General features: G+C 69.2%; 25 protein-coding genes. 13 read left to right on the top strand and 12 right to left on the bottom strand.

Translation table 11 applies throughout. The features are described 5' to 3' along the window. Positions 1-7: 7 nt before the first annotated feature. Genes msrA through pabB form a run of 3 tightly spaced genes read right to left on the bottom strand, consistent with a single transcriptional unit; the run spans position 8 to position 3,695 of the window. Positions 8-676, bottom strand: coding sequence for a peptide-methionine (S)-S-oxide reductase MsrA (msrA, locus tag ACIQCS_RS20230; protein WP_345849452.1), 669 nt, complete (start codon positions 674-676; stop codon positions 8-10). Positions 677-702: 26 nt separating this feature from the next. Beyond that, entirely contained in the window at positions 703-1,902 is a 1,200-nt protein-coding gene (locus ACIQCS_RS20225; protein ID WP_345849453.1) for a pyridoxal phosphate-dependent aminotransferase, read from the bottom strand. Positions 1,903-1,937: 35 nt separating this feature from the next. Further along, the gene (gene pabB / locus ACIQCS_RS20220) at positions 1,938-3,695 is read right to left on the bottom strand and encodes an aminodeoxychorismate synthase component I (protein ID WP_345849454.1); all 1,758 of its coding nucleotides are present in this window, start codon (positions 3,693-3,695) and stop codon (positions 1,938-1,940) included. Between the two features lie 80 nt (positions 3,696-3,775). Between pabB and ACIQCS_RS20215 the strand changes: the two genes are divergently transcribed. Beyond that, entirely contained in the window at positions 3,776-4,438 is a 663-nt protein-coding gene (locus tag ACIQCS_RS20215; protein ID WP_345849455.1) for an MBL fold metallo-hydrolase, read from the top strand. On the opposite strand, the gene ACIQCS_RS20210 is transcribed toward ACIQCS_RS20215, so the two are convergent. After that, on the bottom strand, positions 4,435-4,863 hold the full coding sequence (locus ACIQCS_RS20210) for an MAPEG family protein (RefSeq protein ID WP_345849456.1): 429 nt from the start codon (positions 4,861-4,863) through the stop codon (positions 4,435-4,437). The genes ACIQCS_RS20215 and ACIQCS_RS20210 overlap by 4 nt on opposite strands. Positions 4,864-5,050: 187 nt before the next feature. Here ACIQCS_RS20210 and rpmF point away from each other — a divergent pair, with 187 nt between their 5' ends. The 5 genes from rpmF to ACIQCS_RS20185 all read left to right on the top strand — a co-directional run bounded on the left by rpmF (position 5,051) and on the right by ACIQCS_RS20185 (position 8,075). After that, entirely contained in the window at positions 5,051-5,230 is a 180-nt protein-coding gene (gene rpmF, locus ACIQCS_RS20205) for a 50S ribosomal protein L32 (protein ID WP_137862863.1), read from the top strand. 40 nt (positions 5,231-5,270) lie between these two features. Continuing rightward, positions 5,271-6,302, top strand: coding sequence for a phosphate acyltransferase PlsX (gene plsX / locus ACIQCS_RS20200; RefSeq protein WP_280277385.1), 1,032 nt, complete (start codon positions 5,271-5,273; stop codon positions 6,300-6,302). A 10-nt stretch (positions 6,303-6,312) separates the two neighbouring features. Continuing rightward, the gene (locus tag ACIQCS_RS20195; protein ID WP_345849457.1) at positions 6,313-7,284 is read left to right on the top strand and encodes a beta-ketoacyl-ACP synthase III; all 972 of its coding nucleotides are present in this window, start codon (positions 6,313-6,315) and stop codon (positions 7,282-7,284) included. Between the two features lie 114 nt (positions 7,285-7,398). Continuing rightward, positions 7,399-7,698, top strand: a complete 300-nt coding sequence (locus ACIQCS_RS20190; RefSeq protein ID WP_280277387.1) for an integration host factor subunit alpha — start codon at positions 7,399-7,401, stop codon at positions 7,696-7,698. Positions 7,699-7,709: 11 nt separating this feature from the next. Continuing rightward, on the top strand, positions 7,710-8,075 hold the full coding sequence (locus tag ACIQCS_RS20185) for a MerR family transcriptional regulator (RefSeq protein ID WP_345849458.1): 366 nt from the start codon (positions 7,710-7,712) through the stop codon (positions 8,073-8,075). A 487-nt stretch (positions 8,076-8,562) separates the two neighbouring features. Here the strand turns inward: ACIQCS_RS20185 and ACIQCS_RS20180 are convergent, their stop codons facing one another. Both ACIQCS_RS20180 and ACIQCS_RS20175 read right to left on the bottom strand, forming a co-directional pair. Beyond that, entirely contained in the window at positions 8,563-9,096 is a 534-nt protein-coding gene (locus ACIQCS_RS20180; RefSeq protein WP_345849459.1) for a histidine phosphatase family protein, read from the bottom strand. Between the two features lie 11 nt (positions 9,097-9,107). Further along, positions 9,108-11,804: an ATP-dependent DNA helicase gene (locus ACIQCS_RS20175; RefSeq protein WP_345849460.1), complete on the bottom strand. Its 2,697-nt coding sequence runs from the start codon at positions 11,802-11,804 to the stop codon at positions 9,108-9,110. 422 nt (positions 11,805-12,226) lie between these two features. On the opposite strand from ACIQCS_RS20175, the gene ACIQCS_RS20170 reads away from it, so the two are divergent. Together ACIQCS_RS20170 and ACIQCS_RS20165 are read left to right on the top strand one after the other, a co-directional pair. Then, the gene (locus ACIQCS_RS20170) at positions 12,227-12,907 is read left to right on the top strand and encodes a hypothetical protein (protein WP_345849461.1); all 681 of its coding nucleotides are present in this window, start codon (positions 12,227-12,229) and stop codon (positions 12,905-12,907) included. Between the two features lie 89 nt (positions 12,908-12,996). Continuing rightward, positions 12,997-14,574, top strand: coding sequence for a lysine--tRNA ligase (locus ACIQCS_RS20165; protein ID WP_345849462.1), 1,578 nt, complete (start codon positions 12,997-12,999; stop codon positions 14,572-14,574). A 4-nt stretch (positions 14,575-14,578) separates the two neighbouring features. On the opposite strand, the gene ACIQCS_RS20160 is transcribed toward ACIQCS_RS20165, so the two are convergent. Then, complete coding sequence (locus tag ACIQCS_RS20160) at positions 14,579-16,045, bottom strand: DUF389 domain-containing protein (protein ID WP_345849463.1); 1,467 nt, start codon at positions 16,043-16,045, stop codon at positions 14,579-14,581. Positions 16,046-16,128: 83 nt separating this feature from the next. On the opposite strand from ACIQCS_RS20160, the gene nhaA reads away from it, so the two are divergent. Continuing rightward, a complete protein-coding gene (nhaA, locus tag ACIQCS_RS20155) occupies positions 16,129-17,415 on the top strand; it encodes a Na+/H+ antiporter NhaA (protein WP_345849464.1) in 1,287 nt (428 codons plus the stop codon). Here the strand turns inward: nhaA and ACIQCS_RS20150 are convergent. After that, positions 17,316-18,491: an MFS transporter gene (locus ACIQCS_RS20150; RefSeq protein ID WP_345849465.1), complete on the bottom strand. Its 1,176-nt coding sequence runs from the start codon at positions 18,489-18,491 to the stop codon at positions 17,316-17,318. The genes nhaA and ACIQCS_RS20150 overlap by 100 nt on opposite strands. 70 nt (positions 18,492-18,561) lie before the next feature. Between ACIQCS_RS20150 and ACIQCS_RS20145 the strand changes: the two genes are divergently transcribed. After that, on the top strand, positions 18,562-19,143 hold the full coding sequence (locus ACIQCS_RS20145; RefSeq protein ID WP_401531573.1) for a hypothetical protein: 582 nt from the start codon (positions 18,562-18,564) through the stop codon (positions 19,141-19,143). A gap of 16 nt (positions 19,144-19,159) precedes the next feature. On the opposite strand, the gene ACIQCS_RS20140 is transcribed toward ACIQCS_RS20145, so the two are convergent. The 4 genes from ACIQCS_RS20140 to ACIQCS_RS20125 are packed head-to-tail and all read right to left on the bottom strand — an operon-like array spanning position 19,160 to position 21,502. Then, positions 19,160-19,477: a phytanoyl-CoA dioxygenase family protein gene (locus ACIQCS_RS20140; protein ID WP_345849467.1), complete on the bottom strand. Its 318-nt coding sequence runs from the start codon at positions 19,475-19,477 to the stop codon at positions 19,160-19,162. After that, positions 19,456-19,797 (bottom strand): hypothetical protein, encoded by a 342-nt coding sequence (locus ACIQCS_RS20135; protein WP_345849468.1) that lies wholly within the window; start codon positions 19,795-19,797, stop codon positions 19,456-19,458. Before ACIQCS_RS20135 ends, ACIQCS_RS20140 begins: the two co-directional genes overlap by 22 nt. Before the next feature lie 2 nt (positions 19,798-19,799). Beyond that, positions 19,800-20,741 carry an electron transfer flavoprotein subunit alpha/FixB family protein gene (locus tag ACIQCS_RS20130; protein WP_345849469.1) on the bottom strand — a complete coding sequence of 314 codons (942 nt, stop codon included), beginning with the start codon at positions 20,739-20,741 and terminating at the stop codon, positions 19,800-19,802. Further along, positions 20,738-21,502, bottom strand: a complete 765-nt coding sequence (locus ACIQCS_RS20125; RefSeq protein WP_345852032.1) for an electron transfer flavoprotein subunit beta/FixA family protein — start codon at positions 21,500-21,502, stop codon at positions 20,738-20,740. Before ACIQCS_RS20125 ends, ACIQCS_RS20130 begins: the two co-directional genes overlap by 4 nt. 197 nt (positions 21,503-21,699) lie before the next feature. Here ACIQCS_RS20125 and ACIQCS_RS20120 point away from each other — a divergent pair, with 197 nt between their 5' ends. From ACIQCS_RS20120 to queE, 3 genes are all read left to right on the top strand, one after another. Continuing rightward, positions 21,700-22,122, top strand: coding sequence for a hypothetical protein (locus ACIQCS_RS20120; protein ID WP_345849470.1), 423 nt, complete (start codon positions 21,700-21,702; stop codon positions 22,120-22,122). 58 nt (positions 22,123-22,180) lie between these two features. Beyond that, positions 22,181-22,900 carry a tol-pal system protein YbgF gene (ybgF, locus tag ACIQCS_RS20115; protein WP_401531613.1) on the top strand — a complete coding sequence of 240 codons (720 nt, stop codon included), beginning with the start codon at positions 22,181-22,183 and terminating at the stop codon, positions 22,898-22,900. An 8-nt stretch (positions 22,901-22,908) separates the two neighbouring features. Next, positions 22,909-23,524 (top strand): 7-carboxy-7-deazaguanine synthase QueE (gene queE / locus ACIQCS_RS20110; protein WP_401531570.1); only part of this gene is annotated, 616 nt, incomplete at its 3' end.

The following is a 23,524-nucleotide window of genomic DNA, read 5'->3' as shown; positions in this document are numbered from 1 at the left end:
GACGGCTTCAGTTCACCAGCAGCGGATAGGCGTTGCGGAACGCCGCGACCTTGGGCTTGTCCCAGCGCACGATATAGGGATGGGTGGGGTTCCGCCAGAAAAAGTCCTGGTGATAGGCCTCGGCCGGATAGAAATTGCCGGTCTCCAGCCTGGTCACGATCGGACGGGAAAAGGCCTTGGCCCGGGTCAGCTGCTCGATATAGGCGGCCGCCACCCGGCGCTGCTCCTCGTCCTGCGGGAAGATCGCGGAGCGATAGGAAGGGCCGCGGTCCGGGCCCTGGCGGTTCAGCTGCGTCGGATCGTGCGCGACCGAGAAATAGATGCGCAGCAGCGTCCCATAGCTGACCTTCCGCGGATCATAGGCGATCCGCACCGCTTCGGCATGGCCGGTCTTCTCGGTCGAGACCTGGGCATAGGTGGCGGTGCCGGCGGTGCCGCCGGCATAGCCCGAAGTCACCGAATGCACGCCCTTCACCGACTGGAAGACGGCTTCCATCCCCCAGAAGCAGCCGCCGGCGAGCACCGCGACCTGCTCGCCCTTGCTCGGCTTCACGTCGAGCGTGGGGACAGGCACCGGCACCGCGCGCTCGACCACGCCGGCGCCCGGCAGCGCGCCGGGCACGAGGAACAGCGCGGCTCCGAAAAGCGCGGCAGCGGAGAGCGACCCTTTGAGCATGGCCGCAATGTCGGGCCTGTTCGCCCTCAGCGCAAGGCCGCGCAGGCTTCCTGGATGCGGCCGCACGCCTCGGTGAGCAGCGCTTCCGACGTCGCATAGCTGATCCGCAGCGCCGGCGAGAAGCCGAACGCCCCGCCATGCACCGCCGCGACTCGCGCCTCGTCGAGCAGATAGCCCACCATTTCCTCGTCGGTGGCGATCACCTGGCCCTTGGGCGTGGTCTTCCCGATCAGCTGGCTGAACTCGGGATAGACGTAGAAGGCGCCTTCCGGACGCGGGCAGTGCATGCCGTTGATCTGGTTGAGCATCGACACGACCAGATCGCGGCGGCCCTGGAAGGCGGCGACGCGATCCTTGAGGAAGCTCTGGTCGCCGTTCAGCGCCGCGACCGAAGCCGCCTGGCTGATGCTCGACGGGTTCGAGGTCGACTGCGACTGGAGCTTGCCCATCGCCTTGATCAGCCAGGCCGGCCCGCCCGCATAGCCGATGCGCCAGCCGGTCATCGCATAGGCCTTGGACACGCCATTGGCCGTCAGCGTGCGATCATAGAGCGACGGGCAGACCTGTGCGATCGTCGCGAATTCGAAGCCATCGTACAGGATGTGCTCGTACATGTCGTCGGCATAGACCAGCACATGCGGGTGCCGCTCGAGCACTTCGCCCAGCGCCTTCAGCTCCGCGGCGCCATAGGCGGCGCCGGTCGGGTTGGACGGCGAGTTGAGCACCACCCATTTGGTCTTCGCCGTGATCGCCGCCTCGAGCTGCGCGGGCTTGATCTTGTAGCCCTCGGCCGCGCCCGCGGCGATGAACACCGGCTTGCCGCCCGCGAACTCGACCACGTCGGGATAGCTGACCCAATAGGGCGCCGGGATCACGACCTCGTCGCCCGGGTCGATCGTCGCGCAAAAGGCGTTGAACAAGGTGTGCTTGCCGCCCGAATTCACGCTGATCTGGTTCTCGGCATAGGTGAGGCCGTTGTCGCGCGCATATTTGGCCGCGATCGCCTGCTTCAGCTCGGGCGTACCGTCGACATTGGTATATTTGGTCTTGCCGGCGCGGATCGCCTCGATCGCCGCATCCTTCACGAAATCGGGCGTGTCGAAATCGGGCTCGCCGGCGCCCAGGCCGATGACGTCGATCCCCTGGCGCTTCAGCTCGAACACCCGGCTCGTCATCGCGAGCGTGGCGGAGGGCTGGATGCGATTGAGCGCGGCCGAGGTCTGCATGAAAGGCGCCTTTTCCGATAAGGGAGACGGCGCGCCTATAGGACCGGGCTCGCGGCCTCCGCAACCGTTACCGCTGAAACCAGTCCCCGCAGCGCATTGCCGACATAGAAGCCGCCCGCCAGATCGGCCGGCCGCAGATCGCCTTCCACTGCGCGGCCGGTCTCGATCAGCTCGGCGCGCAGCACGCCGGGGAGCAGGCCGCGCGCGGCGGGCGGGGTGACGAGCATGCCGCCCCGCTCGACGAAAATCGACGTGAAGCTGCCCTCGGCGAGATAGCCTTCCGCGTCGGTGAACAGCACTTCCCAGGCGCCGGATGCGCGCCGCGCCGCGTCGTGGAACGCCCGGCGGCTGGTCTTGTGCGCCAGGCGGAAGTCGTCCCGCGCGACTTTCCGGGGTGCGATCGCGACCGGCACCGGGCCGGCCGGCGCCTCGGGCAGCGGCGCGATGCCGATGGCGATGGCGCCCGAGGGCGCGAGCAGCAGCCGCACGCGCGCGGGCGCGCGCAGACGGAAGGTGGCCGCCTGCAATTCGTTGCGCGCCGCATGGCGATCGAACGCGAAACCAAAGGTCCTGGCGCTATCCTTCATCCGCGCGAGATGCCGCTCGAGCAGCGGCAGGCCGGCCAGCGGATCGAAGCGCATCGTCTCGATCAGGTCGAACGGCACCTCGCCGGACGTGACGAAGGCGCCCTTGGCCAGGCACTCGTCCCATTCCTCGGCGGCGTTCGAATCGGCAACCACGCCCGATCCTAACCCGAGCAGCGCGCGATCCGCACCCGTTTCGATCGTCAGCGTGCGGATCGCGACATTGAACAGGGCCGAGCCGTCGGGCTCGATCGCGCCGATCGCGCCGGTATAGATGCCGCGGGCGTCCCGCTCGACCTCGGCGATCACTTCCATCGCGCGCAGCTTGGGCGCACCGGTGACGGACCCGCAGGGAAACAGGGTGGCGAGCGCGTCGATGGCGGCGACGCCCGGCGCGGGCATGGCAGTGACGGTGGAGACCATCTGGTGGACGGTCGGGTAGCGCTCGACCGCGAACAACGCCGGCACGCGCACCGTCCCCGCCCGCGCGATGCGGGCGAGATCGTTGCGCATCAGGTCGACGATCATCAGATTCTCGGCGCGCTGCTTGGGATCGGCGGCAAGCTGCGCGGCAAGCGCATCGTCCTCCGCCGGCGTGGCGCCGCGCCGGGCGGTGCCCTTCATCGGCTTCGCGGCGAGGCCGGCCGCGTCGAAGGTGAAGAACAGCTCGGGCGAGAAGGAGAGGATCCAGCGCGCGCCAGTGAAGACCAGCGCACCATAGCCCGCGCGCGCGCGCGACCGCAGCAGCGCGTAGAGCGCCGCAGGATGCCCCGCAACGGGCACCGCGGCGCGGAAGGTCAGGTTCGCCTGATAGATGTCGCCGGCATTTATATAGTCGGCGACGCGGGCAAACTGCGCCTGATAGTCGGCACGAGTGACGCCGGGGATCGGCGTGCCCGCCCAGGCACCGGCCGGATCGGGGAGCAGCGCGGCGGGGTCCACCGGCTCCCGCCTGGCGAACCTGCCGAACCAGAGGCACGGGGCCGGAGCCTCGCGCGTCGCGGCCCGCGGCTCGAGGCCGGAAGCGGCCTCATAGCCCAGCATGCCGGCGACATGGCCGTCGCCGCCGCGCAACTGCTCCAGCGCATCCGCCACGCCGCCCCGCTTGTCCGCCTGCACGATCTGCAGCACGCCATGATAGAGACGCGCGCCTGCCCCGCCGGGGCGGGCATCGTCGAGCAGCACGAAGGGAGTGTCGGGCAGGATCATGCCGGCCCCCGCATGCAGCCGCGCGGCCGCCACGGCAAGCCCGTGTTGCCGCGGCGGACGGCGGCGCCTATCTCCGCGCCATGTCGAATCCCCCGATGCGCGCCGCGGTGATCCCGGTCACGCCGCTCCAGCAGAACTGCACGCTTTTGTGGTGCACCGAGACGATGCGCGGCGCCTTTGTCGATCCCGGCGGCGACCTGGAGAAGCTGCGCGCCGCCGCGCGGCAGCAGGGCGTGACCATCGAGAAGATCCTGGTGACGCACGGCCATATCGATCATTGCGGCGCGGCGGGCGAGTTCGCCGAGGAGCTGGGCGTGCCGCTGGAGGGGCCGCACGAGGCGGACCGGTTCTGGATCGCCCGGCTCGACGAGGACGGGCGCACCTATGGCATCCGCGGCACGGTGTTCGAGCCGACGCGCTGGCTGGCGAACGGCGACCAGGTGACCGTGGGGAAGCTGACCCTCGACGTCTATCACTGCCCCGGCCACACGCCGGGCCATGTCGTGTTCCACCATCCCGAATCGCAATTCGCCTGTGTCGGCGACGTGCTGTTCCAGGGCTCGATCGGCCGCACCGACTTCCCGATGGGCAACCATCAGGACCTGATCGACGCGATCACCGGGCGGCTCTGGCCGCTCGGCGACGCGACTGTGTTCGTGCCGGGGCATGGGCCGCTCAGCAATTTCGGCCATGAACGGAAGACCAATCCCTTCGTGGCCGATTCGGTGCTGGCGAAGGGCTAGCCCACCCGACCGACCTTGAAGACGGTGGTGGGCGCCGCGCGGTACTGGCTGCCGATATAGATGCCATAGGCGGCGAGGCCGAGCATCGTCAGCATGGTCAGCGCAATGCCGATGCGGCGGCCCAGGCCCCAGCCGTCCATGCCGAAGGCGTGGAGGACACGGCCGAGGATCAGCGCCGCGCCGACGCCCCACAGCCAGATGCTCGTTCCCGCCGCCAGCTCGACCAGCGCGAGCAGGACCAGGATCAGCGGCACATATTCGGCGAAGTTCAGTTGCGCGCGCATGCGACGGACCAGCCGGTCGTCGCCGCCATCGCCGACGAAGATCTTTTCGGACATGCGGAGCCGGCCGATTCGCAGGGCCAGCCAGAAATTGACCACGGCGGCGGCGCCGGCGGTGCAGAGCGTCACGGGAAGAATGAGCATATAGAAGAGTCCCCTCCAGAGGCTTCCTCCTACACTCCCTTGCTTCCCCTGCAAGAATCGCTATACGCGCGCACTCGCTTTCGTGACCGTCCGCTGGTCCGGCGAGCGCCGGATCCTCCGTCGCTTGCCCGCTGGGCCATGCGGGCGTATCGCGATTTTGACTTTGGTTTCGTTAGAAGGTGCCGAAATGGCCGTTCCCAAGAGAAAGACCTCGCCGTCGCGGCGTGGCATGCGTCGCGCTCACGACGCTCTGACGCCCCAGGCGTTCCAGGAGTGCCCGAACTGTGGCGAGCTGAAGCGTCCGCACGTGCTGTGCGGTTCGTGCGGCCACTATAACGGCCGCGAGATCGTCTCGGCCGAAGACTGATCGGCAACGATTGGGCCGAAACGCGCGGGGGCATGCGGGTATGACGAATTCCTCTCGAATCGCCGTCGATGCGATGGGCGGTGACGAGGGAATTGCGGTCATGCTCGCCGGTGTCGCTCGCGCGCGCCGCCGGTTCGAGGGCATGGAGTTCATCCTCGTCGGAGACGAGGCGCAGATCCGCGAGGGTCTGAAGAACCATCCGAACCTGACGGCCGCCTCCGAAATCGTCCACGCACCGGACGTCGTCGCCTCGGAAGAGAAGCCGAGCGCGGCGATTCGGCGCGCCAAGACCACGTCGATGGGAATCGCCATCGACCTGGTGAAGAAGGGCCAGGCCGGCGCGGCGGTCTCCTCGGGCAATACGGGCGCGCTGATGGCGATGGCGAAGCTGTCGCTGCGCACCATGCCGGGAATCGATCGCCCCGCGCTCGCGGCGCTGATGCCGACGCTGGGCGAGAACGACACGGTGATGCTCGACCTGGGCGCCAACACCGAAGTCGACGCGCGCAACCTCGTCCAGTTCGCGGTGATGGGCGCCGCCTATGCGCGCACCGCGCTCGACCTGGAGAATCCCCGGGTCGCGCTGCTCAACATCGGCACCGAAGAGATGAAGGGCACCGATTCGATCCGCGAAGCAGCGGCCGAGCTGCGCGCCGCCGAGCATCTCCGGCTCGACTTTCGCGGCTTCATCGAGGGCAACAAGCTCTCGCGCGGCGATGTCGACGTGATCGTGTGCGACGGCTTCTCGGGCAATATCGCGCTGAAGACGGTGGAGGGCACCGCGCGCTTCGTGGCGGACCTGCTCAAGCGCGCCTTTTCCAGCTCGACTCGCTCGAAGATCGGCTTCCTGATCTCCAGGCCGGCGACCGAGCTGCTGCGGCACCATCTCGATCCCAACAACCATAATGGCGCGGTCTTCCTCGGCCTGAACGGCATCGTCGTGAAGAGCCATGGCAGCGCCAACGAACTCGGCGTCGACACTGCGATCGGCTTCGCGGCCAAGATGCTGCGCGACGATCTCAATCGCCGCATCGCCGAGGATCTCGGGAACTTCGAAGCAAAGGCGGCGTAGACATAGTAAGATGACCCTGCGTTCCGTCATCATCGGCACTGGTTCCGCCCTGCCGCCCCGCCGCGTTTCCAACGCCGAACTCGCCCAGGAAGTGGATACGAGCGACGAATGGATCGTCGAGCGCACGGGCATCCGCTTCCGTCACATCGCGGGGCCCGACGAGACCACCGGCACGCTCGCCGCCGAGGCGAGCAAGGCCGCGCTGGCCAATGCCGGCATCGCCGCGGCCGATATCGACCTGATCGTGCTCGCCACCGCGACTCCAGACCAGACCTTCCCGGCCACCGCGACCAAGGTGCAGGCCGCGCTCGGCATCCAGGACTGCGTGGCGTTCGACGTCGCCGCGGTCTGCTCGGGCTTCCTCTACGCCGTGCAGGTCGCCGATTCGATGCTGCGCGCCGGCGTCCACAAACGGGCGCTGGTGATCGGCGCGGAGACGTTCAGCCGCATCCTCGACTGGGAGGACCGCGCGACCTGCGTGCTGTTCGGCGACGGCGCCGGCGCGATCGTGCTGGAATCCCAGGATACGGTTCCCGAAGGCGGGCGCGGGATTCTTTCGACCAAATTGCATGCGGACGGCCGCTACAACGAGCTGCTCTACGTCGATGGCGGCCCCTCGACCACCCAGACGGTCGGCAAGCTGCGCATGAAGGGCCGCGAGGTGTTCCGCCACGCCGTGGTCAACCTCGCCTCGGTGATGCAGGAATCGCTCGCCGCCGCCGGGCTCCAGCCCGGTGATGTCGACTGGGTGGTGCCGCACCAGGCCAATGCCCGCATCCTCGACGCGACCGCCCGCAAGCTCGACCTGCCGGCCGAGAAGGTGATCATCACCGTCGACCAGCACGCCAACACCTCCGCCGCCTCGGTGCCGCTCGCGCTCGACACCGCGGTGCGCGACGGGCGCATCAAGCAGGGAGACCTGCTGGTGCTGGAAGCGATGGGCGGCGGCTTCACCTGGGGCGCCGCGGTAGTGCGTTTCTGATAGCTGCGAAAAAACGAAGATAATCGTTCCGGAGCCTCAATGTTCCCGTTTGCTGTGTCGAAACAATCTGATACGACCGACTCGACACAGTAGAACGCAAGGGGGAGTTGCCGCATGACGGCTGCGGGCACGCTGACCAGAGCCGATCTTGCCGAATCGCTGCACCGCGAGGTGGGTCTCTCGCGCGCCGACGCCGCGCGGCTGGTCGAGCAGATCCTGAGCCATATGTGCGAGGCGCTGGCCAAGGGCGAGAACGTCAAGATCTCCGGCTTCGGCAGCTTCATCCTGCGCGACAAGGGTGAGCGGGTGGGCCGCAATCCCAAGACCGGCGTCGAAGTGCCGATCGCGCCCCGCCGGGTGCTGACCTTCCGAGCAAGCCAGATGATGCGCGACCGCATCGTCTCGGCCGGCTGAGGGAAGCCGGAATGCCGGGGGCCGAGAAGGCTGCTGGCGCGCTAAGGACGATAGGGGAGCTCGCCCAGGAGATCGGGCGCCCCCAGCACATCCTGAGATATTGGGAAACCCGCTTCCCCCAGCTGCGCCCGCTCACCCGGGCCGGCAACCGCCGCTATTACCGGGCCGAGGACGTGGCGCTGGTGCGGCGCATCCACGACCTGCTCTCCAACCAGGGCTACACGATCCGCGGCGTGCAGAAGCTGCTCGCGGCGGAAAAGGGCAGCCGCGCCGCCCGCGCCGCCGCGGGTACCAGCCCCGGCGTGGGCAGCGGGAGCAAGCGGGGCCTGAAGGCCGTCCGCGATTCGCTCGCCCAGGCGCTCGACGAGGACGGCTGAGCCGGCTTCGCGCTCCGGCGCACTGCCATGCCGTTCGAGAGATTCCAACGCCGGCGATGGTGCCCGGCGCCTCGGCCGGGCCTTGGGAGAAGCGACATTTGGCCTGAAGAAGCTGGCCTGAAGAAGCCGCAAAGGCCCCTTCCGCACCGGGCATGTTTGCGGAGCGCGCACGAGAAGAGGACACGCTTTCGCGCAAATGACGCGGTTTGCCGATCGCATCGTGCCCCTGGGCCGAGAATCCATGCAAGTCGTTGGTTCGTCTGGAGGCCAAGCTCCCATTTCGTCATCCCCGCGCAGGCGGGCACCAGGGTAGCTCGGGATGTCGACGCCACTACACGATCGCTCTCCGGAGAGTGCAGGGCCTGGCTGCGTACAATCCGCCCCCTGGCCCTGGATCCCCGCCTGCGCGGGGATGACGGTGAAGGATGGCGGGGCCTGCCGATCGGGCCTGGCCCGGGAACCGCCCGACAGCCATGCCGATGGCGGCCTATCTATAGTCCGGCCCCAGCGTGGGATCGAGATCGCGCGGGCGCGTGAAGCGCACCAGCTCGCCCTTGCCCGGCTTCACGTCGGCCCAGCGCGCCACGTCGAAGCGCATCTCGGCAAGGCTCGCCGTGGGGAATTTCAACGCGACCGAATCGCGCAGCGCGTTCGCGCCCGCCAGCAGCAGCACCAGCTCCTCCAGCCCGGGATTATGCCCCGAAAAGAGCACCCGGCCGGCCCCGTCGGGGAGTTCGTGCACCAGGTCGAGCAGCGTGGCGGCGGAGGCGAGGTAGAGCCGCTGGTCCCAATGCGGCGCCAGCTCGCAGCCATAGCCGATGGCGACCTGGGCCAGCGTCTCCACCACCCGCACGGCGGGCGAGGCGAGGACATGGTCGAACTCCAGCCCCTCGGCCTTCAGGTGCCGCCCCATCATCGCGGCGGCGCGCTGCCCCTTGGGGTTGAGCGGACGATCGAAATCGCGCGCGACCGGATCGTCCCATCCCGACTTGGCGTGGCGCAGCAGCGTGAGCGTCTTCATGGAATCCCCGGTCAGGCGTTCGCGGGGGCCTCTTGCCCCAGCTTGGCGGCCAAGGAAAGCCGCACGCGCTCGACGGCCTGATCAAGCGTGACCCGCGTCACCCGCGTGCCCGGCGGAAAGGCGTCGAGCAGCCGCGAGGGGCTGGCGGCGGCGAGCAGCACGAAGGTGCCGCGATCGTCGGCCCGGCGAATCAGCCGGCCGAACGCCTGGGCCAGCCGCGCGCGCACGATCCGGTCGTCATAGGCGGTGCCGCCCCCGGCCAGCCGCCGCGCGGCATGGAGCACGGTCGGCTTGGGCCAGGGAATGCCTTCCATCACCACCAGCCGCAGCGAATCGCCGGGCACGTCCACGCCGTCGCGCAGCGCATCGGTGCCGAGCAGCGAAGCACGCGGATCGTCGCGGAAGATGTCCACCAGCGTGCCGGTATCGATCGGATCGACATGCTGGGCGAGCAGCGGCAGCCCCTCGCGCGCCAGCCGGTCGGCGATTCGCGCATGGACGGCGCGCAGCCGCCGGATCGCCGTGAAGAGCCCCAGCGTGCCGCCTTCGGCCGCGACGATCAGCCGGGCATAGGCATTGGCGAGCGCCGGCATGTCGCCGCGCTTCACATCGGTGACGATCAGCACCTCGGCCTGCTCGGCATAGTTGAACGGGCTCGCCGCTTCGAAGCGCTGGGCGGGGCGCATCAGGTGCACCGCCCCGGACCGCGCCTCCGCCACGTCCCAATCGCCGCCGGCCCGCAAGGTCGCCGACGTGATCAGCGCGCCATGCGCCTGCTTCAGCACCGTCTCGGCGAACGGCTTGGAGGGATCGAGCCAATGGCGGTGGAGCCCGACATCATATTCGCGCCCCTCGACCCGATCGACCGCGAGCCAATCGACGAACGCCGAATCGGCCGGGCCGCCGATTCGCGCGATCAGCGCGAGCCAGGCGCCGACCGTGTCCGCACGCCAGCCGAGCGAGGCGACCGCGCCTTCGATGCGGGCGCGGGCCGGGCCGTCCATCCAGTCGGGCGCCTCGGTCAGCACCGCTTCGAGCCGGCGGCCGAGATGGACGAGCGGGCGGAGCAGCGCGTCGAGCGCCTCGCCGGCGGGTCCGGCAGCCTCGACCAGCGCGGCATCGGGCTCGGCCAGCTCGGTCTCCAGCCCATAGCCGGCATCGGCGGCGCCATTGACGTCGCGGGCATAGACCAGCCCGCGCACCGCCGCGAGAAGATGCTCGACCGGGCCGAAGGGCTCGCCTTCGTTCAGCCGCTGGAGCCAGCCGTCGCTGGGCAGCGCGCGGGCGGCATCCACGGCCTCGGCGATCGCCCGGCCGCCTTCCTCGTCATAGCTGGCGACGTCCGAGAGGCGCGCCGCCAAGCCCCGGCGGCGGCCCCTCGAACCCGATTCGGGACCCGTCACCCAGCGGCGGATCTCAATCGCTTCCTGCCCGGTGAGCGCGGCGGCGAACATCGCATCGGCGGCATCGAACAGATGATGCCCCTCGTCGAACACATAGCGGGTCGGGCGATTCGCCGTCTCGCGGCCGCGTGCGGCGTTGACCATCACCAGGGCATGGTTGGCGATGACGATGTCCGCATCCGCCGAGGCGCGGGTGGCGCGCTCGATGAAGCATTTCCGATAATGCGGGCAGCCGGCATAGATGCACTCGCCGCGCCGATCGGTGAGCGCGGTCGAGCCGTTGCGGCGGAACAGGGTGGGGAGCCAGCCGGGCAGGTCGCCACCGACCATGTCGCCGTCCGCGGTATAGGCCGCCCAGCGCGCCACCAGCTGCGCCAGGATCGCGGCGCGGCCGGCGAAGCCGCCCTGCAACGCGTCCTCCAGGTTGAGCAGGCAGGCGTAATTCTCGCGGCCCTTGCGCGTGACGATCTTCCGCTTGCGCAGCTCCGGATCGGGAACGAGCCGCTCGCCCTCATGGCCGAGCTGGCGCTGCAGCGCCTTGGTGAAGGTCGATACCCATACCGCGCCGCCCGCCTGCTCGGCCCAGAGCGAGGCGGGGGCGAGATAGCCCAGCGTCTTGCCGATGCCGGTGCCCGCCTCGGCCAGCACCAGATTGGGCGATTCGCGCATGTCGCGCGGGGCAAAGGCACCGGCGGCGGCAGCAGCATAGTCGCGCTGGCCCTGGCGGCGCTCGGCGGCGCTGCCGGTGAGGCGGGCGAGCCGCTCGGCGACATCCGCATCGCCGAGCGTCACGCTGCGCGGCGGCACGCGCGGCGGCTGCTCGTTCCATTCGGGCAGGCGCGAGAAGAGCCAGCGCTCGGCGCGCTCGGGCTTGGCGATCGCCTGGGAGACAACGGGCGCCCAGGGCCAGCGCAACCGGAACAGCGACTGCGCGGCGTGCCAGGCGCCTTCGCGCTCCGGCCAGTCGCCCTGGGGCAGGGCCAGCAGCGTCTCCGCGGCACGGCGCAGGAAGCCGGCGACTTCGGTATCATTCTCCGGCGGCTCCAGCCCGGTTGCGCGCGCCACGCCCTTGGCGGTGGGCACCATGAACCGGGCGGGGCGCAGAAATGCGAACAGCTCGAGCAGATCAAGGCCCGACAGCTCCGCATAGCCGAGGCGCTGGCCGATCAGCGGCGCGTTGAGCAGGATCACCGGCGTATCCGCCGCCAGCCGGATCGCCTCGCCCCGGCTCATGGCGCGCGTCTCCTCCGCAGTGGCGAGCCAGACGCCACCATGGCTGGCGTGAAGGGCAGGATAGGGGAGCATGTACGCCTTTCGTTCCCTTCCTCCTAGCGCCAGCCGGGGTGCGAAGTGAAGGGACTCGCCCCGAATCATTTCACTTTGGCCGATTTCGCCCGGCCGGCGGCGCCCGGGCGGCATGTCTTCGGGGTTTCGCGAGCCGGGGGACGACTCGACGATGGTCCGTCGGCAAACCCCGCGGCCCGCCTCTCCACCCTGGTTTCAGCCGAAATGGCCGAGGCAGTTTCAACGGCCTGCTCGCGTTCCCGGACCGGGCCCGGCGCATCGGGCGGCCGCGAATTTCGTCGTCGCCAGTTCCATATGGGACTGAGTCCAGCCGGCGCGCTTCGCCTAGTGGAACAGCAAGTCGCATCCCGCCCACGGCCTCGCGCCGGGCGGCCCCAGAAAAGAAAAAGATCCGCACATCCTTTCCCACGGGGAGAATTCTCATGTCCGATACCCTTCCGCCCTTTCCCGACATCGACAGCACCGACTGGTCGCCGCCGGCCCAGACCGATCCGATCGAAATGGTGCGCATCACCAAGCCGCTCGTCATCTATGCCGATGCCGACAACGCCAACTACCAGGACAATGTGTGGGACGAGCCCCGCGATTCGGGCTGGCCGCGCCTGAACAACTGGTGGGACAATAGCGCGCCGGTCCCCCATCAGCTGGTGCTGCGCAAATATTGGAAGCTGGTGCCCGGCACCTTCACCCATCTCTATCCGGGCACGCACCTCCAGAAGAGCTGGGCCTATGAGCATGGCATCTCGACCACCGACAGCGAGTCGCTCACGGTCCAGATGGGCTTCTCCGGCGGCGGCGTCAGCGCGGGGGTGAGCGCCACGCTCTCGCATTCGGTGACGATCAACGACAAGCAGACCTCCACCATCCAGTTCAACGTCGATCCGCCCGCCTCGGGCACGCGCGTCTGGCTGCTCTGGGACCTGATGTACGAGTTCATGATCGTGCGGTCGGGCACCGACGAAGTCATTCCGACCGGCCGCTATCATGGCGATGTCGATTTCAACAATGACGACCATTATTCGGGCGCCTATCTCGACTATCGCTGGACGCACCTGCCCATATCGTCGGGCATATTGTGCCCGCAGGACAAGGTGTTCCCCTGATCCCGGCACCGGCCTCCCGCACGGCGCGGGGGGCCGGATTCGCCACGGCGCTGGCCCCGCGCGCCCGTCTCCGCTAGAGGCGCGCGGTTATGACCGATACGAACGCCCTGCGCGCCGCCGCGCTCGACTCCAAGGCCTGGCCCTATGAAGAGGCGCGCAAGCTGGTGAAACGCTATCCGCAGGGCAAGCCCGACGGATCGCCGATGCTGTTCGAGACCGGCTATGGCCCGTCCGGCCTGCCGCATATCGGCACCTTCCAGGAAGTGCTGCGCACCACCATGGTGCGCCACGCCTATGCGGAGATGACCGGCCACGCGACGCGGCTGATCGCGTTCAGCGACGATATGGACGGCCTGCGCAAGGTGCCGGACAATGTGCCGAACCAGGCGCTGCTGGCCGCCAATCTCGGCAAGCCGCTGTCGCGCATCCCCGACCCGTTCGAGAAGTATGAGAGCTTCGCGGCGCACAACAACGCGATGCTGCGCGAATTCCTCGATCGCTTCGGCTTCGAATATGAGTTCGCCTCCTCGACCGACTATTATGGCTCGGGCCGTTTCGACGAGACGCTGCGCAAGGTGCTGCGCAACTATTCCGCGATCATGGACGTGATGCTGCCGACGCTGCGCGCCGAGCGCCAGGCGACCTATTCGCCGGTGCTGCCGGTGAGCCCGAAGTCGGGCGTGGTGCTGCAGGTGCCGGTCGAGGTGGTGGATGCCGAAGCGGGGATCATCCGCTTCATCGACGAAGGCGAGACGATCGAGCAGTCGATCTTCGGCGGCCAGGCCAAGCTCCAGTGGAAGCCCGACTGGGGCATGCGCTGGGCGGCGCTCGGCGTCGACTATGAGATGTACGGCAAGGACCTGATCGACAGCGGCGTGCAGAGCGGCAAGATCGCCCAGGTCCTGGGCGGGCGGAAGCCCGAGGGACTGATCTACGAGCTGTTCCTCGACGCCAAGGGGGAGAAGATCTCCAAGTCCAAGGGCAACGGCCTGTCGATCGAGGAATGGCTGACCTATGGCCCGGACGAGAGCCTGGCCTTCTACATCTATCGCGAGCCGAAAAAGGCCAAGTCGCTGCATCTGGGGCTGATCCCGCGCGCGATCGAGGAGTATTGGCAGTTCCGCGCCAATTATCCGACGCAGGAGATCGCCCAGCAGCTCGGCAACCCGGTGCACCATATCCATGGCGGCCAGGTGCCGGCCGAGACGCTGCCGGTGACTTTCGGGCTGCTGCTCAACCTGGTCAGCCTGCCGGGCGTGGGCAATCGCGAGACGATCTGGGGGTTCCTGCGCCGCTATGCGCCGGAGCTTTCGCCCGAGAGCCATCCCGAGCTCGACCGGATGGTCGGCTATGCGATCCGCTATGCGAAGGATTTCGTCGAGCCGGGCTTGCAGCGCCGCGCCCCGAGCGCAGCCGAAGCGGGCGCGCTGCGCCAGCTCGACGCGCAGCTCGCCGAGCTGCCGGAAAATGCCTCGGCCGAGGATATCCAGAACATCGTCTACGAGATCGGCAAGACCGATGCGTTCGCGAATCTGCGCGACTGGTTCAAGGCGCTCTACGAGACGCTGCTGGGCAGCGAGCAGGGGCCGCGCATGGGCAGCTTCATCGCGCTCTACGGGATCGAGAACAGCCGCAAGCTGATCGCCGAGGCGCTGGCCCGGGCCTGAGGGCTCAGGGCGCCTGCCAGGCCAGCACCGCCTGCGCGCCGTTGCCGGGCAGGCGGACAGCAGCGATTCCGGCCGCCTCCAGCCGCGCGATCACCGCGTCGGCGCGCCGGCCCGACACGCCGATCGGCAGATGCAGGCGCCGCGCCCCCCAGATCGCGGTATCGAGCGCGGCAAGGCCTTCCGCATCGGGCGCATCGCCGTCGAAGCCGACCGGCGGCAGCGGCGCGGCGGGCGGCAGCAGCGTCACCTGCCAGTCCGGCACCGTCGCCGCCACGCGCTGCTCGAGCGCGCGATAGCTGGCGAGCGATGCGCCGGGCAGCGGCGCGGCGCGGACCTCGGCGCGGCGCGCGGTGCCGTCGAGCAGGACGGTATTCCCGTCGCCCGCCACCAGCGCCAGCCGCTCGCGCAGCAGATCCGCCTCGGACCGCTCCCGCTCGCGCGACTGGGCCGCGGCGATCTGCGCCGATTCGCTCGCGCCGCTCTCGCCGCCCACCCGGACCTGGTCGACATGCACGTCCACCGCATGGCCCAGCGCCGCCCGGATCGCCGTGCCGGCCATGGCATCGCCGTCCGCCCGCAGGACCGGAGTGAAGACCACCGCGCGGATCCGCTCGGGCCGCCCCGCGAAATCGATGTCGAGCTGGCTGATCCGGGCCTCGCGCGGGAAGCTGGCGCGGATCGCCTCGCGCACCTGGCGCTGGGCCAGCGCTTCCCAGGCGATCTGCCGCAGCGCGATGCCCAGCGGCACCGCCAGCGCCACCAGCCCGAGGATGATCAGCAGCCCCTGCAGCCGGGTCTGGGACGGCGAGAGATGGCCGCCGAACCCGTAGAGCCGCGCCATCACCGCCGCAGTGAGCGCGATGGTGACGAGGTTGGTCAGGAACAGCAGCAGCGCGCCGCCGGCCACGGTGCCGTTCAGCGTCGCGACGCCGAAGCCCACCACCGCGAGCGGCGGCATCAGCGCGATGGCGATCGCCACGCCCACCACCGTCTCGCCGCGCCCGCGGATCAGCGCATAGCCGCCCGCCACCGCCGAGAGCAGGGCGACGAGCAGGTCGAACAGATTGGGCTTGGTCCGCGCCGCGATCTCGCTCGTCACCGTCTGCACGGGCGAGAGCGCGACGAAGCCCGCGCACAGCAGCACCGCGATCGCCGCGCCGGCGGCCAGGGCGAAGGCGGCCCGGCGGATCTCGGCCAGGTCGAAAGTGGCGATGCCGAAGCCCAGGCCGATGATCGGCATCATCAGCGGCGAGATCAGCATCGCGCCGATCAGCACGGCGGAGGACGGCAGCAGCAGCCCGAGGATGGAGATCAGCCCCGAGACGACCACGAGAAAGGCATAGCGCCCGCTGAAGCCGGAATCGGCATGCACGCGCGCAAGCACCGCGCCATGCTCGACCGAGCCGACGACCACGCGGCGCCACCAGCGCCAGGGCATGGCCCAGCCATGCGTTGGAGAGGAGCTGTCCATCCCCCAAGGCTATGGGCTTTGCAGCGCGACATCCACCCCATAGAACGGCCGCGCCAGGCAAGCAGGGAGGCAATGGGCAGCGCATGCGCGAGATCGAAGAGGCGGCCGAGACGCTCGCCAAAGCTCCCGCCCGGGCCGAATCGGCACTGCGCGACTTCCTCAGGAGCGAGGCCGCGGGCGGCATCATCCTGATCGCCGCCGCCATCCTCGCGATGATCGCCGCCAATGTTCCCGGCATCTCGGAAACCTATTTCCACACGCTCCACCGGGAGATCGGCCCCACGCTCTCCGCCGTGCACGGGCCGATGACCGTGCATCTGTGGATCAATGACGGCCTGATGGCAGTGTTCTTCCTGCTCGTCGGGCTGGAGATCAAGCGCGAGTTCGTCGACGGCCGGCTCGCCAGCTGGGAGCGCCGCCGCCTGCCGGTGGTGGCCGCCGCCGCCGGCATGATCGGCCCGGCGATCGTCTACCTTGCCATAGCCGGCCGCACGCCCGGCCTCGCCAATGGCTGGGCGATTCCGGCCGCGACCGACATCGCCTTCGCGATCGGCGTGCTCGCGATACTGGGCAGCCGCGCGCCGGCATCGCTCAAGCTGTTCCTCACCACCGTCGCGATCGTCGACGACATGGGGGCGGTGGCGATCATCGCCCTCGCCTATACCGCGCATATCAGCACCCTGGCGCTGGCGGGGGCGGCGATCGTGCTCGCCACCATGTACCTGCTCAACCGCAGCGGCGTGCGGCGGCTGTGGATCTACCTGCTGCTCGCCCTGCTGCTCTGGTACCTGGTCTTCCTCTCCGGCATCCATGCGACCGTCGCCGGCGTGGCCGCCGCCATGACCATCCCGATCGTCAAATCGCCCGGCCACCCCGACGATGTCGCCTCGCCGCTGCACCGGCTCGAGCATGCGCTGCATCCCTGGTCGGCCTATCTGATCGTGCCGCTGTTCGGCTTCGCCAATAGCGGGGTCTCGCTGGCCGGGGTCTCGCTTTCGGTGCTGCTCGCCCCGCTGCCGCTGGGCATCGCGCTCGGCCTGTTCCTCGGCAAGCAGCTGGGCATTTTCGGCAGCATCTGGATCGCGGTGCGGACCGGCTTCGCGACGCGCCCGGGCGGCTGGCGCCAGATCTATGGCGTGTCGCTGCTCGCCGGCATCGGCTTCACCATGAGCCTGTTCATCGGCGGCCTGGCCTTTCCCGACCGCCCCGAGCTGATCGACCAGGTGAAGATCGGCGTGCTCGCCGGCTCGATCCTCTCGGCAATCGCCGGCTATCTCGTCCTGCGCTCGGCGAGCACCGCCACCACCAGCACCGCGAACCCGCCGAGCGACAGCAGCGCGCCCACCCAGCCGGTCGACGTCCAGCCATAGCCGGCCGCGATGGCGAGGCCGCCCAGCCAGGGGCCGAGCGCGTTGGCGAAGTTGAACGCCGAATGGTTGAGCGAGGCGGCAAGCCCCTGCGCCTCGCCCGCCACGTCCATCAGCCGGGTCTGCAGCACGGCGCCGAGCGCGCCCAGGAACCCGATCGCGGCGATGTCGAGCGCCAGGCTCCACAGCTGGCCGGCGGCAAGGGGATAGAGCGCCAGCGCCACCGCGCTGCCGAGCAGCAGCGCCGCCGCCGTCGGCATCAGCGCGCGATCGGCGAATCTGGGCACGATGATGCTGCCCGCGGTCGCGCCGATGCCGAAGATGGCGAGGACGACGGGGATCATGCCCGGCGAGGCCCCGGTCACTTCCAGCATGGTCGAGGCGACATAGGTATAGACGCAGAACATCCCGCCAAAGCCGATCGCGCTGATGCCGAGCGTAAGCCACACCTGGCCATTGGCGAGCGCCCCCAGCTCCTTGAGCGGGCTCGCGCCCCGTTGCGGCGGATCGCGAGGGGCGAGCGCCGCGACCAGCGCCACCGTTGCCAGCGCGAGCCCGCCGACCACCACGAAGCCCCAGCGCCAGCCCAGCGCCTGGCCCAGCCAGTTGGCGAGCGGCACCCCCAGGATCGTCGCCACGGTGAGCCCCAACATCATCCGCCCCACCGCCTGGGAACGCTTGTTGACCGGCACCAGCGAAGCGGCGACCAGGGCGGCGATGCCGAAATAGGCGCCGTGCGGCAGCCCCGACAGGAAGCGGAACAGCAGCAGCCAGCGATAATCGGGCGCAAGCGCGCTCAGCGTGTTGAACAGCGCGAAACCGGTCATCAGCAGGATCAGCGTCAACCGGCGCGAGAGCTTCGCCGCCGCCACCGCGATCAACGGCGCCCCCACCACCACCCCGAGCGCATAGGCGCTGATGACATGGCCGGCGCTGGGCACGTCGATCTTCAGCCCCTCCGCCATATAGGGCACCAGGCTCATCGTCGCGAATTCGGTGGTGCCGATCGCGAAGCCGCCCATCGCCAGCGCGAAATGGACCAGGCCGACATTGTGGACGCGGGGAGCGGGGGCGTGCATGCGCCTCAAGTGCGTATGCTGCACTGCAGCGTCAACCCCCGGCGCGCGCATCCGGGGTTGCGCGCGCCGCATGGCAGCCGCCCTTTCCGGCACTCCCGCGATCGCCTATCCTGGCGCCATGCTCGCCGCCGCCCTCCTCTCGCTCGCCGCGCCGGACGCCTGCCCCTCGGACTGGCGCCTGCTCTTCGCCAACGGCCCCCAGGGCGAGGACGTCGCGGGGAGCCGCGCGGCGCTGATCGCGGCGGTGCGCCGCGGCAGCCCGCTGCGCGTCGGCTGGGGCGAGGCGGCCAGGGACGGCAGCTGGTCGGTGGAGGAATTCTCCAATGTCGGCTTCACCAACATCATGGGCGGCAGCGACCTGGTGGTGCAGCTGGAGCCGGCGATGATCCAGAACGACTATCTCGACGCGAAAAAGGCCACGCTGCGCGCCGAGCCGCTGGAATGGCGGGCGATCATGTCCACCGACGGGCGCTTCGACGCGCAGATGACCGTCCCCGCCACGGGCAAGCTGTTCCGCACGCTGCGCCAGCGCACCCGGATCCATTGGTACGCGCTCGCGCCCGATCCGAAATGCGATGCGCGCGAAGCCGTGAACACCGCCCCGCCCGGGCGCACCAACATCCTGGTCGAAAGCATCAAGCCGGTGGAATGACCGGGCACCCGGCGCTTCACACGCCCAGCCAGTCCAGCCCGCCCGGCAGCGCGGCCGCCGAATAGTCCACCTGCAGCACCCGGCGATGCCGCCTGCCGCCGCTGGCGGCCGAGGCATGGACGATCGGCGTGGCGTAGAGCCAGACATCGCCCGGCTGGGCGAGGCAGGCGGCAGTGCCGCAGCGCTCGACCACGCCGGCAAGGTCGCCCTCGGTGATCCGGCCCAGCCGGTGCGAGCCCGGCGCGATCAGCAGCGGCGCATTGTCCTCGGGCACCGGATCGAGATGGACGCGCATCGTCCGCATCGCCGCGATCAGCGCGAAGGGCGGTTCCACGTGGAGCAATCCCCGTTTGCGCGACCAGGGCCCGAATCGCGGCGCGCGCGCACTGCGATCGTGCGGTCCTGGTGCCAGCCGAGCGCCCAGTTGGCGCCGGGGCTCTTGTCGAACAGGATCGCCCGGACCGGGCGCATGCCGGGAGCCAAGGCGCCGAGCATGTCCGGGCCGAGCAGCGCGGCCAGGCCCTGCACATCGTGCAGCCGGATTCCGGCACGGCCCGCCGGCTGGCGCGCGGCAAGCGCCAGCAGCGCATCCAGAAAAGGGGCGGCCGCACCGGCAAGGTGCGCCGCCCCATCCGCGTTCAGCGAAAGCGCCAAGATCAGAGCTTCTCGGTAAGCTCCGGCACGATCTTGAACAGGTCGCCGACCAGGCCGATGTCCGCCACCTGGAAGATCGGCGCGTCCTCGTCCTTGTTGATCGCGATGATCGTCTTCGAGTCCTTCATGCCCGCCAGGTGCTGGATCGCACCCGAGATGCCGATCGCGACATAGACTTCGGGGGCGACGATCTTGCCGGTCTGGCCGACCTGATAGTCGTTCGGCGCATAGCCCGCGTCCACGGCGGCGCGCGAAGCGCCGACGGCGGCGCCGAGCTTGTCCGCCAGCGGATCGATCTGCGCGTGGAACTGCTCCGACGAGCCGAGCGCGCGGCCGCCCGAGACGATCACCTTGGCGCTGGTCAGCTCCGGACGCTCGGACTTGGCGATCTCGGCGCCCGCGAAACTCGACAGGCCCCTATCTGCACTGGCTCCGCCTTCGCTCGCGACGGCCTCGATCGTGCCGCTGCCGCCGGTCGTCGCCGCCTTGGGGAAGGCGGTGCCGCGCACGGTGATCACCAGCTTCTTGTCGCTGGTCTGCACGGTGGCGATCGCGTTGCCGGCATAGATCGGGCGGGTGAAGGTGTCGGCACCCTCGACCGAGAGGATGTCCGAGATCTGCATCACGTCGAGCGCGGCGGCCACGCGCGGCGCGATGTTCTTGCCTGTGGTGGTCGCCGGGAACAGCACCGCGTCGTGCGAGCCCATCAGCGACACGATCAGCGGCGCGACATTCTCGGCGAGGAAATGCTCGTACGCGGCGTCATCGGCGACATGGACCTTGCCCACGCCCTCGATCGCCGCCGCCGCCTTGGCAACGCCGTCGACGCCCTTGCCGGCGACGAGGAGATGGACCTCGCCCAGCTTCGCCGCGGCGGTGACCGCCGAGAGCGTGGCGTCCTTGAGGTTCTGATTGTCGTGCTCGACCCAAACCAGCGTCTTCATTTCGCCACTCCCAGCGCCTTGAGCTTCTCGACCAGCTCGTCGACCGAACCCACCTTGACGCCGGCCGTGCGCTTGGCCGGCTCGACGACCTTGAGCGTCTTGAGACGCGGGGCGACGTCGACTCCGTAATCCGCGACGGTCTTCTTCGCGACCGGCTTGGACTTGGCCTTCATGATGTTCGGCAGCGTGGCGTAGCGCGGCTCGTTGAGGCGCAGATCGGTCGTGACGATCGCCGGCAGCTTGAGGTCCACCGTCTCGAGGCCGCCATCGACTTCGCGCGTCACCTGCACGCCCTGGCCGCCCAGCTCGACCTTCGAGGCGAAGGTGCCCTGGGGCCAGCCGAGCAGCGCGCCCAGCATCTGGCCGGTCTGGTTCGAATCGTCGTCGATCGCCTGCTTGCCCAGGATGATGAGCCCGGGCTGCTCTTCCTCGGCAACCTTGGCGAGCAGCTTGGCGACGGCCAGCGGCTCGATCTCGGAGCCAAGGTCTTCCGGGGTCTGGATCAGGATCGCACGGTCGGCACCCATGGCGCGCGCGGTCAGCAGCACGTCCGACTCCGCCTTGGCGACGCCGATGGTGACCACCACCACCTCGGTCGCCGCGCCCTTTTCCTTCAGGCGCACGGCTTCCTCGATCGCGATCTCGTCGAACGGGTTCATGCTCATCTTGACGTTGGCGAGGTCGACCCCCGTCCCGTCCGCCTTCACCCGCGGCTTCACGTTGTAGTCAAGCACCCGCTTGACCGGCACCAGCACTTTCATCGAAATCCTCTCCATCGCTGGAAGATCGGCAACACCAATCGCTAATGCCCGAGAATCGATTCAAGTCCAGCCCCAAAGCGCCCCCGGCATACCCGATCATCGAAAATGCAGCCCATATCGCCTTGTTACGGTGGCGCGACGAGTTCACCGCAAATTCAGGATCGAACCTGCAATTTCGTGAAGGAAGGAGAGGAGACATGAGGAAATATCATGTGGCGTTCTGGGCGATGCTGGCGGTGACCGCCGCCGCGGCACCCGCCTTGGCGCAGGATGCGCCGGCCATCGCGGCCAAGGAAAAGGCGAAGGCGGGGACGCTCACCGGGCAGCCGGGTGCCGCCTCGTCCAGCTACGCACGCTGCGCGCCGGGCACGCCGATCGGCGGGATCGTGGTGAAGGGCGGGGTCAATCCGACCGGGCGGAGTGCCGAGCCCGAGGGCGCCTGCCCGTCCGGCGGGGCCGCGGAGAACGGGAATGCGCCGCCGGCAGCAGCCGAAGCGGTCACGGCGGCGGATGCGACCATGCCGTCGCGCTTGTCGATGACTCCGACCACGATCAAGGCAGTCGCGCCGGCGGCACCCCAGTTGCTCAAGAAGAGCATCAGCGAAAAGGGCGTCAAGTAAATCGGCGGGGGGGGCGCCCGGGGGGCCCCCCACGCCCGCTTTCGCCCAGCGCGCGAGCCTGGCCGATCGGGTCGCGACGCTGGAACAGCGCGCGTCCGACAACCAGGCCAACATGGACCTGCTCAACCAGGTCAACCAGCTCAAGTCGGAAATGCAGGCCCTGCGCTCGCAGGTCGAGGAATTGCAGCAGCAGAACCGCCAGCTGCAGGAATCGAGCAAGGCCCAGTACCTGGATACCGACAACCGCCTCAACCGGCTCGAAAGCGGCGCGCCCGCCGCCGCCGCGCCGGGGCCGCAAGCGTCCGCCAAGCCTTCGCCGCCGCCGCCGGCGGTGAAGGACACTCCGCCCAGCGTGCACGGCGATCCGGGCCTGCTGGCGCAAAGCGGCGACGAACGCGCCGCCTACGACGCCGCGTTCAACCAGCTCAAGGCCGGGCAGTACGTCGAATCGGCGCGCCTGTTCCAGGAGTTCCTGGCCGCGCACCCGAACGGCACCTACACGCCCAACGCGCTGTATTGGCTGGGCGAGAGCTACTACGTCACTCAGAACTACCAGCTTGCGCAGGAGCAGTTCCAGGCTCTGCTCGATCGCTATCCGACCCACGACAAGGCCGCCGGGGCCCTGCTCAAGGTCGGCCTGGCCCAGTTCGGGCTGAAACAGGTCGACGCCGCCGAGCGCACGCTCGCCGACGTGGCCAACCGGTATCCCGGTACCGACGCCGCGCGCACGGCCGCCGATCGCCTCAACGCGATCCAGCTGAGCCGGTTGCGCAACTGAGTCCCGCCATGAACGCCGTTGTCTCCGAGACGGCCGCCGCGCCGTCCTCCGAGCGCCTGCGGCTGACCGAAATCTTCCTGTCGCTGCAAGGCGAATCCGACAGCATCGGTTGGCCGACGGTGTTCGTGCGCCTGACCGGCTGCCCGCTGCGCTGCCAGTACTGCGACACCGCCTACGCCTTCCACGGCGGCGAGTGGTGGACGTTCGAAGCGATCTTGGCCGAGGTCGCCCAGCACGGCGCGCGCCACGTCTGCGTGACCGGCGGCGAGCCGCTGGCGCAGAAGCGCTGCATCGAGTTGCTCAAGCGCCTGTGCGATGCCGGTTACGAGGTCTCGCTGGAAACCTCCGGCGCGATCGACATCGCCGCGGTCGATCCGCGCGTGTCGCGCGTGCTCGACATCAAGACCCCGGACTCCAAGGAAGCTCACCGCAACCTGTGGAGCAACCTGCCGCTGCTGAGCGCGCGCGACCAGATCAAGTTCGTGATCTGCAGCCGCGAGGACTACGAGTGGTCCAAGGGCATCGTCACCGAGCACGGACTGACCTCGATCTGCGCGGTGATGTTCTCGCCGAGCTTCCACCAGGTGCGCCCGCGCGACCTGGCCGACTGGATCGTCGCCCACC

The sequence above is a fragment of the Sphingomonas sp. NPDC092440 genome (assembly GCF_044754985.1).
Lineage (GTDB): Bacteria > Pseudomonadota > Alphaproteobacteria > Sphingomonadales > Sphingomonadaceae > Sphingomonas.
The sequence above is the reverse complement of the archived record's forward strand: the minus strand, read 5'-3'. Positions and strand labels throughout refer to the sequence as shown.

Excerpts from the sequence above, each read along its gene's own strand:
- msrA (WP_345849452.1), bottom strand. The coding sequence starts at position 676 with ATGCTCAAAGGGTCGCTCTCCGCTGCCGCGCTTTTCGGAGCCGCGCTG.
- ACIQCS_RS20225 (WP_345849453.1), bottom strand. The coding sequence starts at position 1,902 with ATGCAGACCTCGGCCGCGCTCAATCGCATCCAGCCCTCCGCCACGCTC.
- pabB (WP_345849454.1), bottom strand. The coding sequence starts at position 3,695 with ATGATCCTGCCCGACACTCCCTTCGTGCTGCTCGACGATGCCCGCCCC.
- ACIQCS_RS20215 (WP_345849455.1), top strand. The coding sequence starts at position 3,776 with ATGTCGAATCCCCCGATGCGCGCCGCGGTGATCCCGGTCACGCCGCTC.
- ACIQCS_RS20210 (WP_345849456.1), bottom strand. The coding sequence starts at position 4,863 with ATGCTCATTCTTCCCGTGACGCTCTGCACCGCCGGCGCCGCCGCCGTG.
- rpmF (WP_137862863.1), top strand. The coding sequence starts at position 5,051 with ATGGCCGTTCCCAAGAGAAAGACCTCGCCGTCGCGGCGTGGCATGCGT.
- plsX (WP_280277385.1), top strand. The coding sequence starts at position 5,271 with ATGACGAATTCCTCTCGAATCGCCGTCGATGCGATGGGCGGTGACGAG.
- ACIQCS_RS20195 (WP_345849457.1), top strand. The coding sequence starts at position 6,313 with ATGACCCTGCGTTCCGTCATCATCGGCACTGGTTCCGCCCTGCCGCCC.
- ACIQCS_RS20190 (WP_280277387.1), top strand. The coding sequence starts at position 7,399 with ATGACGGCTGCGGGCACGCTGACCAGAGCCGATCTTGCCGAATCGCTG.
- ACIQCS_RS20185 (WP_345849458.1), top strand. The coding sequence starts at position 7,710 with ATGCCGGGGGCCGAGAAGGCTGCTGGCGCGCTAAGGACGATAGGGGAG.
- ACIQCS_RS20180 (WP_345849459.1), bottom strand. The coding sequence starts at position 9,096 with ATGAAGACGCTCACGCTGCTGCGCCACGCCAAGTCGGGATGGGACGAT.
- ACIQCS_RS20175 (WP_345849460.1), bottom strand. The coding sequence starts at position 11,804 with ATGCTCCCCTATCCTGCCCTTCACGCCAGCCATGGTGGCGTCTGGCTC.
- ACIQCS_RS20170 (WP_345849461.1), top strand. The coding sequence starts at position 12,227 with ATGTCCGATACCCTTCCGCCCTTTCCCGACATCGACAGCACCGACTGG.
- ACIQCS_RS20165 (WP_345849462.1), top strand. The coding sequence starts at position 12,997 with ATGACCGATACGAACGCCCTGCGCGCCGCCGCGCTCGACTCCAAGGCC.
- ACIQCS_RS20160 (WP_345849463.1), bottom strand. The coding sequence starts at position 16,045 with ATGGACAGCTCCTCTCCAACGCATGGCTGGGCCATGCCCTGGCGCTGG.
- nhaA (WP_345849464.1), top strand. The coding sequence starts at position 16,129 with ATGCGCGAGATCGAAGAGGCGGCCGAGACGCTCGCCAAAGCTCCCGCC.
- ACIQCS_RS20150 (WP_345849465.1), bottom strand. The coding sequence starts at position 18,491 with ATGCACGCCCCCGCTCCCCGCGTCCACAATGTCGGCCTGGTCCATTTC.
- ACIQCS_RS20145 (WP_401531573.1), top strand. The coding sequence starts at position 18,562 with ATGGCAGCCGCCCTTTCCGGCACTCCCGCGATCGCCTATCCTGGCGCC.
- ACIQCS_RS20130 (WP_345849469.1), bottom strand. The coding sequence starts at position 20,741 with ATGAAGACGCTGGTTTGGGTCGAGCACGACAATCAGAACCTCAAGGAC.
- ACIQCS_RS20125 (WP_345852032.1), bottom strand. The coding sequence starts at position 21,502 with ATGAAAGTGCTGGTGCCGGTCAAGCGGGTGCTTGACTACAACGTGAAG.
- ACIQCS_RS20120 (WP_345849470.1), top strand. The coding sequence starts at position 21,700 with ATGAGGAAATATCATGTGGCGTTCTGGGCGATGCTGGCGGTGACCGCC.